We start from the raw sequence: 11590 nt of genomic DNA on the forward strand, positions 1-11590 counted from the left end.
ATAATCAAATATTATTGATTATTATAAGTCTTTAGTTATAAAATTTTACAATTACTAAAAACCTCTTTAAGTTTTTAATCTTCACTTGATTTAATTGGAGCGGAAATTGGATATTCTCCGTCAAAACATCCTAAACAAAAACCTTCGCCTTCTCCTAAACATTCTAAAAGGCCTTTTTGAGTTAAATAACCTAAAGTATCTGCACCTATTATTTGTCTTATTTCTTCTACTTTCATATTAGCTCCTATAAGACCTTTTCTATAAGGAGTATCTATTCCAAAATAGCAAGGAAATTTAACTACAGGTGAACAAACTCTAAAGTGTACTTCTTTTGCTCCAGCTTTTCTTAGAAGTTCAACTAACCTTTTACTTGTAGTTCCTCTAACTATTGAATCATCTATTAAAACTACTTTTTTACCCTCTACATTTTCTTTTAATACATTTAACTTAACATTAACAGCATTTTCTCTTTCTTCTTGGCAAGGAGTAATGAAGGTTCTTCCTATATACTTATTTTTTATCAGCCCTATTTCATAAGGTATTCCTGAAGCTTTTGCATATCCCATAGCTGCTGATACCCCCGAATCTGGAACTGCAACTACTATATCTGCCTCTACTGGATACTCTTCATAAAGCTTCTTACCTGCTTTAACTCTAGATGAATGTACACTTATGCCATCAATTATTGTATCCGGTCTTGCAAAATATATATATTCAAAGGAACAAATTGCTTTTTTACTTTTTTCCGCAAAATTGATGCTTTTTATTCCTTCATTATTTATAACTACAATTTCTCCTGGCTCAATATCTCTAATATATTCTGCTCCTGTAGCATCTAATGCACAACTTTCTGAAGCTATAACATAACTCTCTCCAATTTTCCCAAGGCATAATGGTCTAATACCATGTGGATCTCTAACACCTATCAATTCATTTTCTGTTAAAATTACAATGCCAAAAGATCCTTTTATTGCTTGCACTGTATCTACTACTGCATTTAAAATACCCTTTTTAGCTCCTCTAGCTATAAGATTTAAAATAACTTCTGAATCTATAGAAGTTTGAAAAATACATCCTGAATCTTCAAGTAATTCTCTTATAATATCTGCATTTATTAAGTTTCCATTATGAGCTATGGCAATATTTCCTAATTTAAACTCCCCAAGTACAGGTTGTGCATTTTTTACAGAACTATCTCCAGCAGTGGAATATCTAACATGTCCAACTGCTGAATATCCTGTAAGTTGATTTAGTATTTCATTATTAAATACTTCTGAAACTAAACCCATATTTTTATGACACTTCATCTTCTTACCATTATAAGTAACTATGCCTGCACTTTCTTGGCCCCTATGTTGAAGAGCATATAACCCATAATAAGTTCTTCTTGCCACATCTAAATTATCACCTAAACTAAAAATTCCATATACACCGCATTCATCATGAAATTTATCTGGATCGTAGTTATTGTAAACATATCCGTCTTTTAAAGGTAATTTCATTATCTCTATATCCTCCATCTTCATAGCCTTATAATTATCTTTCAAACCTTATAGCTATTTCATCATTCTATTTAACACTTCAGTATATCCTTCAACCAAATCTCCAATGTCTCTTCTAAATCTATCTTTATCAAGCTTTTCTCCTGTAGTCATATCCCAAAGTCTACAAGTATCAGGCGAAATCTCATCTGCTAATAGAATTTCTCCGTTTAATCTACCAAATTCTAATTTAAAATCTATCAGCTTTATATTTTGAGCTTTAAAGAATTCTGTTAAAAGTTCATTTACTTCTGCAGCTACTCCATAAATATAATATAATTCGTCAAAAGTCGTAATCTCCATGGCTACTGCATGATAATCATTCATTAATGGATCTCCTAGATCATCGTTTTTATAACTTAATTCAAATACTGTAGTTTTAAGTTCTGTTCCCTCTTCTAATCCATATCTTTTAGCCATACTACCTGCTGCTACATTTCTTACTATAACTTCAAGAGGTATTATTTCTACCTTTTTACAAATTTGTTCTCTATCACTTATTTTTTTGATAAAATGAGTTTTTACACCTTTTTCATTTAGCATTTCAAATAATAATGAAGTAATACTGTTATTTAATATTCCCTTTGAAGCTATAGAAGCTTTTTTCTCTCCATTAAAAGCTGTTGCATCATCCTTATAATAAACTAAAACTTCATCTAACTTATCTGTTGAAAATATTTTTTTAGCTTTTCCTTCGTACATTAATACTTTATTTTCCATTATAATTCAACTCCTTCTCCATTTTCTTTTATAAAGTTTTCTTTCATAATTTTCCTATACTCTGCTAACTTTTCTTTAACTTCTGGATATTTATTTGCTAATATTTGTACAGCTAACATTCCTGCATTATAGCTATTATTAATTCCAACTGTTGCTACTGGTATTGATTTTGGCATTTGAACTATAGAATATAATGCATCTAATCCTTCAATAGCTCCCTTTATAGGAACTCCTATTACAGGAATTAGAGTTTTTGATGCTATGACTCCTGGAAGATGGGCAGCAAGTCCTGCCCCTGCAATTATGCATTCACATCCTTTGTTCTCAAGTTCGGTAAGCACTTCTCCTAATCTTTCTGGTACTCTATGAGCAGATAAAATATGTGCTTCAAATTCTATATCAAACTCCCTCAAACATTTTGCTGCATTTCTCATTACTTCTGTATCTGATTTACTACCAAAAATTATTGCTACTCTCATAAGAACCTCCAAAGTATTATTTTTTAAATATATAAATCGCCATTATCAATTTTTAGTTTAAGAATCTTGAAATAACTAGCAAATACTCTTAAATTTTTATATCATCTTTGTCTAGTTATTTCATTTTAAACCTCTTATTTGAAATAATTAACTCCGCTTTCAAATATTTTTTGCTCATGATTTCCTATAACATTTTTAATTACGTTCTTTCCTATTCTTTCACTATGCCCCATTTTCCCCAAAACTCTTCCATCTGGACTTGTTATTCCTTCTATGGCATAACAAGAACCATTAGGATTAAATTTTATATCATAGTTTGGATTACCTTCAAAATCTACATATTGAGTGGCAACTTGATTATTCTCAAATAATCTCTTAATATTTCCTTCATCTGCATAAAATCTTCCTTCACCATGAGAAACCGGTATAGTATGAATTTCTCCTACCTTCATTGAACTAAACCACGGTGAAGAGTTTGAAACTATTTTAGTATTAACCATACAAGATATATGCCTTCCTATAGCATTATAAGTTAGAGTTGGACTATCTTCCTTAATATCTACAATTTCTCCATAAGTAACTAGCCCTAACTTTATAAGTGCTTGGAAGCCATTACATATACCTAATATCAATCCATCTCTGTTCTTAAGTAAATTCATAACTTCATATTTAATTTTTTCATTTCTAAAAATTGTAGCTATAAATTTTCCAGATCCATCTGGCTCATCCCCAGCACTAAACCCTCCTGGAAGCATAACTATTTGCGATTTAGAAATTTGATTGGCTAACTCATCAATAGAATTCTCGATATGTCTTGAACTTAAATTATTAAATACTAAGGTATTTACTGCTGCACCTGCTTTTACAAATGCTCTTTCACAATCATATTCACAGTTTGTACCTGGAAATACAGGTATTAATACCTTGGGTTTTGATATCTTTATTAATGGAGATTTAATTAAATTATTTATTTTTGAACTATATTTTTTTATTTTCTCACTTGCAAATCTATTATCTGAATAATCTGTTGGGAATACCTCTTCCAATGTATCCTCAAAATCATTTTGAAGTTCCTCTAATGAAATTATTTCTCCATTAATATTAATTTCATATTTTTCTATGGTACTTCCTAAAAGAGTATATTCCACATCATTTAATTCTTCCTCAATATTTATGTGATTTTCTAATTCTAAAACAATGCTACCGTATCTTGGCTCACTCAATTCCCCTAAAGAAATGTTATTATTAAAGCTAAATCCAATTTTATTTCCAAAACACATTTTACTTATAGCTTCAACTACTCCACCTGATTTTACAGTGTGAGATGCAAGTACTTTTCCTCTATTTATTAAAGAATGAACTAGCTCATAATTTTTCTTTAAATTATCAAAATCTATAACTTCTCTTTTATCTCTTCTTGAATTTATAGCTACCACTTTACTATTTAAAGCTTTAAATTCTTGTGAAATTACTTTATTTACATCTATAGTGGAAACCCCAAAGGATATTAATGTAGGTGGCACGTTTAAATCTTTAAAAGTACCAGACATACTATCTTTTCCACCTATAGCTGGTATTTGAAGCTGATCTTCAGCATAAAGTGCACCTAATAATGCTGAAAAAGGTTTACCCCATTTTCTTTTATCTGTACCTAGCTTTTCAAAATATTCTTGAAGAGATAATCTAATATTCTTGTAATCTCCTCCTAATGCAACAATCTTTGTGACACTTTCTACTACAGCATATAATCCTCCATGGAAAGGACTCCATTCTGATATATATGGATTAAAGCCATGTGCCATTATGGTTCCTGTTGTAGTTTCCCCATTTAAAACAGGAATTTTCCCCACCATACCTTCACTTGGAGTACTTTGACTTTTTCCTCCAAAAGGCATAAGTACTGTGTTTCCTCCTATTGAACTATCAAACATTTCTACAAGTCCTTTTTGGGAGCATATATTTAAATCCTTTAATGTATTCTTAAAACATTCTCTTACAGACTCACTTCTAAACTTACTTTTACTAAAATAATTTTCATCTTTCAAAGGCTCCTTCACTTCAATGTTTATATAACCCTTAGCACCATTAGTATCTAAAAACTTTCTTGAAAGACTTACTATTTCCTTTTCTCTCCAAGTCATAGTAACTCGCTTATCATTAGTAACCACTGCTACTGCTACTGCTTCTAAATTTTCTTCTTCTGCAAGTTTAATAAATTTTTCTGAATGATTTTTGTCAACTACTACTGCCATTCTTTCCTGAGACTCTGATATGGCAATTTCTGTTCCATCTAATCCTTCATATTTTTTGGTTACTAAATCCAAATTTATATTTATTCCTTCTGCAAGTTCTCCTATGGCAACAGAAACTCCTCCAGCACCAAAATCATTGCATTTTTTAATTAAAGTTGTAACTTCCTTTTTCCTAAATAACCTTTGAATTTTTCTTTCTATTAGAGCATTTCCTTTTTGAACTTCTGCTCCACAACTTTCAAGTGAGTTTTCACTATGTTCTTTAGAGGAACCAGATGCTCCACCTATTCCATCCCTGCCTGTTCTTCCTCCAAGTAAAATTATCACATCGCCACTTTCTGGAGCTTTTCTTATTACATTTTCATAAGGTGCTGCAGCTATTACCGCTCCAACTTCCATTCTTTTAGCTAAATAGCCTTCATGATAGATTTCCGCTACATGACCGGTAGCAAGACCTATTTGATTTCCATAGCTACTATAACCTTTAGCTGCCTCTTTTGTTATTTTTCTTTGTGGCAATTTTCCTTTTAAAGTCTTTTCAATTGGCGTTCTAGGATCTCCACTTCCAGTAACCCTCATTGCTTGATAAACATAACTTCTACCAGATAGCGGATCCCTTATAGCACCACCTAAGCATGTAGATGCACCGCCAAAAGGTTCAATTTCTGTAGGATGATTATGTGTTTCATTTTTAAACATTATTAAATATTTTTCTAATTTTTCATCTACATTTACATCAACCACTATGCTACAAGCATTGATTTCATCAGATATATCTAAATCATCTAATTTACCTGTAGACCTTAGCTTCTTCATTCCTATAACAGCTATATCCATTAGTGTCATAGGTTTTTCTTTATCCTCATATAACTCTTCTCTATATTTCTTATAAATATCAAAACCTTCTTTTATAGCTTCTGTATATTTTCCATCTTCAAAACTTATATCCTCTAAAATAGTCTGGAAGGTTGTATGTCTACAGTGATCTGACCAATAAGTATCTATTACTTTTATTTCTGTAACTGTAGGCTCTCTCTGTTCTTCTTCTCTAAAATATTTTTGAATAAGCTCCAAATCCCCTATATTCATTGCTAGTGAATGATATCCTAAAAATTCATTCAGTTCTTTTTCATCTAAATTAATGAAATTCTTTAGTATTTCTATATCCTTTGGATCTTTACTTTCTACTTCAAGACTTTTACATTCTCCCATAGAAGCTTCTCTTGAATCTACAGTATTTATGTAGTATTTTTTTATTTTTTCAAAATCTTCATCACTAATATTTCCATTTAAAACTATAATCTTTGAGCTTTTAACTTTAGGCATTTCTTTTTGGGTTATTATTTGTATACATTGTGCAGCAGAGTCTGCTCTCTGATCATATTGTCCTGGTACATACTCTACTGAAAATGCCCTTCTACCACCAAATTTTAAATCTCCATCATAAACTTTATCTATATTGGATTCACTTAAAATATTATTTTTTATTTCTTTATATTCACTTTCATTAATTCCTTCTATGTCATATCTGTTGATTACTCTAACGTCCTTTAAGTCATCTATCCTTAAGAGGTGTTTAAAATCCCTTAATAAATTTTCACTCTCTAAGTTAAAATTCGGTTTTTTCTCTACAAACACTGTAAAAATATCTTTTCTCATCTTTTCCCCCTTGAGTAATCCTTTAATATTACGAACTTTATTTTATATTTTATAATTATTGTTCGATAATTATATTATAGTATATTATTATTATTTTTAAAAGTACTTTTTTAAAAATTTTAATAAAAACATTCGTTTAATAACAAACTATAATATATATTTTTTATTTATTGTATGGTTAGCTTCTCATATTATCTCTAAATTATTTTTATTTAATAATAGACCTTTTAGTATTCCTATAGGTATTTTTATATGGCTCATTTTAGTATAACTCCATTTATATCCCACTGTTAATTTTAAAATAATAAATATAAAGTATTCCTAAATAAATTACATTTCTAATTTAATGAAATAAGTTTTTGATTAATTAAATTTAAAGTTTTAGAGGAATTTTTATGATTTTATAGAATATTTATAAGAATATAGAGAGTTTTTACAAAAAATAATTATATTTGAGGTCATAATTTGGAGAAAAAATTGCAAGTATAAACTTTTTTTAAAAATCATCTATATAAATTTATATGATGATTAATATATGTACCTATGAAAACATAAAGATACTTTGATAGCATTATAATTTTAAGGAGGGATTCCAATGAAAGGAAAAAATTTAGTTATAGCAATGCTAATTATTATCTTAATACCAGTTATCGGTTATGCTATTAACTTAAATGTGAAATATTCAAAGCAACTTTCAGAAGCTAAAGAAGAAAATGTAAAATTGACCACTCAAGTTTCTTCTTTGGATTCAAAAAATGCAACTTTAAATAAAGAAGTATCTTCTTTAAAAGAACAACTTAATAAAGATAATGGTTCAAAACCTAATAAAACTCCAGAAACCTCTAAAGGTACAGACAATCCAATCACTGGAGATAATACTAATAATCTTTATGCTATATATACTGCTAACATTGATAGTTATGAAAAAGAATTATTATGTTACCTTCCAATAAATAGCGGTACATTAACAGAGAAATTAGATATATTAGCTAAAAATTTATCTAAAATTGAATTTAATTCTTTACCAATAGAAGTAACAAAAATAGAAGACAAAGATGGTAAAAAAATAGCTGTAATAAATCTTAAAGAATCTGAGATAAATGCTGGAATTAATGAAGCTATCGATTTTAAAGGTCCAAGTTGGTCAAAAAATTATTTTCAAGGTTCAGCAGGTGGAACCATTACATCTACTGCTTTAATTGAAAGCTTTCTACAACGTTCATACCCTGGTCAATGGATTGATGGTGTTAGATTCTTATATGAAAATAAAGAAATAAATTTTCAGCATGTATCAAAACTATCAGAAATCAATTATAAATAATTAATTATAAAAAGCGTGACTAAATCACGCTTTTTTAGACTTCAAATACAACTGTATAGATAAGCTACCTTAAAAACTAATATATAGCCAATATAGCTTATTTCAATTAGAAATTTAGACTAATGCACAATTCACAACTATCGTTAGTTCTTTATAAGAAGTGACTGTGTCACTTCAATAAAAGATCAATTGCAAATTCAATAGTTTTAATTATATTTTTAAACAGTGATTAAAGATATAAATTACTAATAAATTGATTAGGAGACTATTTATGAAAGAACAAGATATTAATATGTTTAATGAACTATCATCACAATGGAAAAAGAATATCCCAGAAAAGAATTATATTATTGCTAAAGAAATTATTGAGAATTTAAATATAGTTAAAGGACAATCTCTTTTAGATGTAGCTTGTGGTACAGGTATTTTATATCCTATATTAAAAAATACCAATCTTTCAAAATATACAGCTATGGATATAACTGAAAAAATGGTAAGTGAATTTTTAAAATTTCATCCTAATACAGATGTGAGATTAATGGACTTTGAGGAGGAAGTAACCTTTAAAGAAGACTTTGATTACATAATAATTTTCAACTCTATTCCTCATTTTTACGACTTAAATACTGTATTTAAAAATGCTTATAACAACTTAAATCCTGGTGGAAAATTTATTATTGTTCATTGTAGAACCAGAGAAGAATTAAAAGAACGTCGTAAATTACTTGGCTATACCTCTATTAATGATCCCATTCCTATAGATAGTACTTTAGTAGAACTTTGTAATAGATACGACTTTAAAGAAATGGAAATAAAAGATACAGATTATTTCTATTTTTGTTGTGAAAAATAAATCTACTTAAGAAACTACCTCTTACCATTCATGATTTTAAAATAGTAAAAAAATTACAAAATGCAATTAATGAGAATTTAAATCAAAGTAATATAATATAAAAGCTTTAAATAAAGATTAACTTTATTAAAGTATTTGTTATGAAATACAAGGAGGTAATTATGGAGATAAACTTTTACAGCTTAGACACTGTAGCTAATAAAAGCTTAAAATTTGCAGTAATTGCAGCTGAATATAATAATAAGTGGTTATTTGTAAGACATAAAGAAAGAACTACTCTTGAAATTCCTGGTGGCCATAGAGAAGAGGGAGAAGATATAAATAAGACTGCATCTAGGGAACTTTTTGAAGAAACTGGAGCTACAGATTTCCACATTGAAGCTATTTGTGATTATTCTGTTACTAGAGATGATATACCTTCTTATGGAAGGTTATTCTATGCCCAAGTTTACAAATTAGGTGAATTACCACCACTAGAAATCGCTGAAGTAATTTTCAGAGAAAATTTACCAGAAAACTTAACTTATAAGGAAATACAACCCTACTTATTTAAAAAAGTTAAAAAATTCAAAAATAAATAAAATTAAAAATTAAAAAGGAAAAGTAAATCCGTTACTTTTCCTAAAATTCATTAGTAAAGTTAATTCTTTATGTTTATTTATCTTCTATGAAAATATTCTTTCCACTGATTCTTTTGCTCTTTTCATTACTTCACTTTCCTCTATGGTTTTCATCTTGTAATTTTCCATTACTATTTTTCCATCTATAATAACAGTTTCCACATCTGAACCTTGAGCAGAATAAACTAACAATGATATTATGTCATGCCTTGGGTATAGATGAGGTTTATTTAAATCAATTAATATCATATCCGCTTTTTTTCCTACTTCTAAAGACCCTATCTCATCTTCTAAAAATAATGCTTTAGCTCCATTTTTTGTTGCCATTTCTAGTGCCTTTATAGCCGGTATGGAAAGAGGATTTTCATTTATTCCTTTATTTATAAGTGCAGCTGTATGAATTTCTTCAAACATGTTTAAATTATTGTTACTTGAAGAACTATCTGTAGCTAAAGCTACATTCACCCCTCTGTTTAACATTTTTTCTACTGGTGCAAATCCATTAGCTAACTTTAAATTACTACAAGGATTATTTGCTACTGATACTTTATATTTGTTTAAGATTTCTATATCATCATCAGAAATGTGGACACAGTGAGCTGCTACCGTTGGAATTTTAAATAATCCTAAATTCTCTAAATATTTTACTGGTGAAACTCCATGCTCTTCAAAGCTATCTTTTACTTCTTTTCTGCTTTCAGATACATGTATATGAATTGGAAGCTCTAGTTCTTTGGCAAGATCTATTGTTTTTTCTAAATAGGCTTTAGAAGAAGTGTATGGTGAGTGAGGAGCCACCATCATTTTTATTCTTCCATCTCCTCTATTTTCCCAGTTCTTTTTAAACTCTCTAACTTCATCAAATTTATTCTCATCTTTATTAATTTCTCCATTTAAACTCTTTGATAGTACAGCTCTCATACCTGAAATCTCTACAGCCTTTGCAGTTTGTTCTAAGGAAAAATACATGTCTAAGAAGCAAGTAGTACCACTTTTAATCATCTCCACTATACTAAGCATGTCTCCATTATATATATCTTCCTCTGTATACTTTTTCTCTATAGGCCAAATTCTTTCATTTAACCATTCCCAAAGTGGTAGATCATCTGCATAGCTTCTAATTAAGGACATTCCTATATGGGTATGTGCATTTATAATTCCTGGCATAACGACTTTATTACTGCCATCAATAATTTTTCCAGCTATAAATCCTTTTGGTACTTCCCCGATATATTTAATTCTATTCTTTTCAATAGCTATATCACCTTTATATATTACTTCATTATCATTATTCATAGTTACAATTGTTGTATTTTTAATTAGAATATTCATAATTAACATCCTTTCTGAATAATTACTTTTACACTTAATTAGCACATACTGCTTAAAAAATCAATGTATAACTCAATATAGTTATATCCGTGAACTACTACCACTTACTTTGTTGAAGTGGTAGCTTCGTGGTCAATATTCCTATTGGAACAAGTTTACCCACGCTCAAAAGGTCGAACCAACCTCGTTATAACACCAAAATTATATTGCTAATTTCAGTAGATTTTTACTAGCATTTGTATCTCTATCATGCTTCGTACCACAATTAGGACATATCCATTCTCTAAGTGCTAGATTTTTTACTTNNNNTATAGCCACATTCAGAGCATAATTGAGAACTAGCATAATTACTAGGTGCTATAACTAATTCTCTCCCATACCAATCAGCTTTATATTCTAACATTTTTCTAAATTCTGACCAACTAGCTTCACTTATAGCTTTTGCTAGTTTATGATTTTGCTGCATGTTCTTAACTTTTAAGTCTTCAATAACTATAGATTGGTTTTCTCTAACAAGTTTTATTGATAACTTATGTAAGAAATCTGCCCTTTGATTTGCTATCCTTTCATGTAATTTAGCTACTTTTAATCTTGCTTTATTTCTATTGTTACTCTCTTTTTGCTTTCTTGATAAGTCTTTCTGTAACTTAATTAATCTTCTTTCTGATTTTCTAAGATACTTTGGATTAGACTCTCTATATCCATCTGAGCATATTGCAAATTCTTTTATACCCACATCTACACCTATTTTTTTATCAATTTTAGGCAATTTAATATTTTCTGTATCAACTAATATAGAAACATAGTATTTGC

Annotated in this window: 8 protein-coding genes and 1 pseudogene; 3 read left to right on the forward strand and 6 right to left on the reverse strand. The window is 29.1% G+C overall.

Annotated features, from left to right (window positions below):
* Positions 1 to 74: 74 nt before the first annotated feature.
* The 4 genes from purF to B3603_RS08160 all read right to left on the reverse strand — a co-directional run bounded on the left by purF (position 75) and on the right by B3603_RS08160 (position 6651).
* Complete coding sequence (gene purF / locus B3603_RS08145) at positions 75 to 1502, reverse strand: amidophosphoribosyltransferase (protein ID WP_039633894.1); 1428 nt, start codon at positions 1500 to 1502, stop codon at positions 75 to 77.
* 54 nt (positions 1503 to 1556) lie between these two features.
* On the reverse strand, positions 1557 to 2261 hold the full coding sequence (purC, locus tag B3603_RS08150) for a phosphoribosylaminoimidazolesuccinocarboxamide synthase (protein ID WP_291563084.1): 705 nt from the start codon (positions 2259 to 2261) through the stop codon (positions 1557 to 1559).
* A complete protein-coding gene (purE, locus tag B3603_RS08155; RefSeq protein ID WP_291563087.1) occupies positions 2261 to 2740 on the reverse strand; it encodes a 5-(carboxyamino)imidazole ribonucleotide mutase in 480 nt (159 codons plus the stop codon). Before purE ends, purC begins: the two co-directional genes overlap by 1 nt.
* 134 nt (positions 2741 to 2874) lie before the next feature.
* Positions 2875 to 6651, reverse strand: coding sequence for a phosphoribosylformylglycinamidine synthase (locus tag B3603_RS08160; RefSeq protein ID WP_291563090.1), 3777 nt, complete (start codon positions 6649 to 6651; stop codon positions 2875 to 2877).
* A 595-nt stretch (positions 6652 to 7246) separates the two neighbouring features.
* On the opposite strand from B3603_RS08160, the gene B3603_RS08165 reads away from it, so the two are divergent.
* The 3 genes from B3603_RS08165 (at position 7247) to B3603_RS08175 (ending at position 9406) form a co-directional block, all read left to right on the forward strand.
* Positions 7247 to 7972, forward strand: coding sequence for a hypothetical protein (locus tag B3603_RS08165; RefSeq protein WP_291563094.1), 726 nt, complete (start codon positions 7247 to 7249; stop codon positions 7970 to 7972).
* A gap of 271 nt (positions 7973 to 8243) precedes the next feature.
* The gene (locus tag B3603_RS08170; protein WP_291563097.1) at positions 8244 to 8825 is read left to right on the forward strand and encodes a class I SAM-dependent methyltransferase; all 582 of its coding nucleotides are present in this window, start codon (positions 8244 to 8246) and stop codon (positions 8823 to 8825) included.
* A 161-nt stretch (positions 8826 to 8986) separates the two neighbouring features.
* Positions 8987 to 9406 carry an NUDIX hydrolase gene (locus B3603_RS08175; RefSeq protein WP_312574205.1) on the forward strand — a complete coding sequence of 140 codons (420 nt, stop codon included), beginning with the start codon at positions 8987 to 8989 and terminating at the stop codon, positions 9404 to 9406.
* Positions 9407 to 9490: 84 nt separating this feature from the next.
* Here B3603_RS08175 and B3603_RS08180 read toward each other — a convergent pair whose 3' ends face one another.
* Both B3603_RS08180 and B3603_RS08185 read right to left on the reverse strand, forming a co-directional pair.
* Positions 9491 to 10777 (reverse strand): amidohydrolase, encoded by a 1287-nt coding sequence (locus tag B3603_RS08180; RefSeq protein WP_291563100.1) that lies wholly within the window; start codon positions 10775 to 10777, stop codon positions 9491 to 9493.
* Between the two features lie 201 nt (positions 10778 to 10978).
* A pseudogene (locus B3603_RS08185) lies at positions 10979 to 11590 on the reverse strand (RNA-guided endonuclease TnpB family protein); the annotation flags it as partial.

Source organism: Clostridium sp. UBA2485 (assembly GCF_002341865.1).
Classification (GTDB): domain Bacteria; phylum Bacillota; class Clostridia; order Clostridiales; family Clostridiaceae; genus Clostridium_J.

What these genes read in the sequence shown, in the direction of transcription:
- purF (WP_039633894.1), bottom strand. Translation starts at nt 1,502, where the DNA reads ATGAAATTACCTTTAAAAGACGGATATGTTTACAATAACTACGATCCA.
- B3603_RS08175 (WP_312574205.1), top strand. Translation starts at nt 8,987, where the DNA reads ATGGAGATAAACTTTTACAGCTTAGACACTGTAGCTAATAAAAGCTTA.
- purE (WP_291563087.1), bottom strand. Translation starts at nt 2,740, where the DNA reads ATGAGAGTAGCAATAATTTTTGGTAGTAAATCAGATACAGAAGTAATG.
- B3603_RS08165 (WP_291563094.1), top strand. Translation starts at nt 7,247, where the DNA reads ATGAAAGGAAAAAATTTAGTTATAGCAATGCTAATTATTATCTTAATA.
- B3603_RS08160 (WP_291563090.1), bottom strand. Translation starts at nt 6,651, where the DNA reads ATGAGAAAAGATATTTTTACAGTGTTTGTAGAGAAAAAACCGAATTTT.
- B3603_RS08180 (WP_291563100.1), bottom strand. Translation starts at nt 10,777, where the DNA reads ATGAATATTCTAATTAAAAATACAACAATTGTAACTATGAATAATGAT.
- B3603_RS08170 (WP_291563097.1), top strand. Translation starts at nt 8,244, where the DNA reads ATGAAAGAACAAGATATTAATATGTTTAATGAACTATCATCACAATGG.
- purC (WP_291563084.1), bottom strand. Translation starts at nt 2,261, where the DNA reads ATGGAAAATAAAGTATTAATGTACGAAGGAAAAGCTAAAAAAATATTT.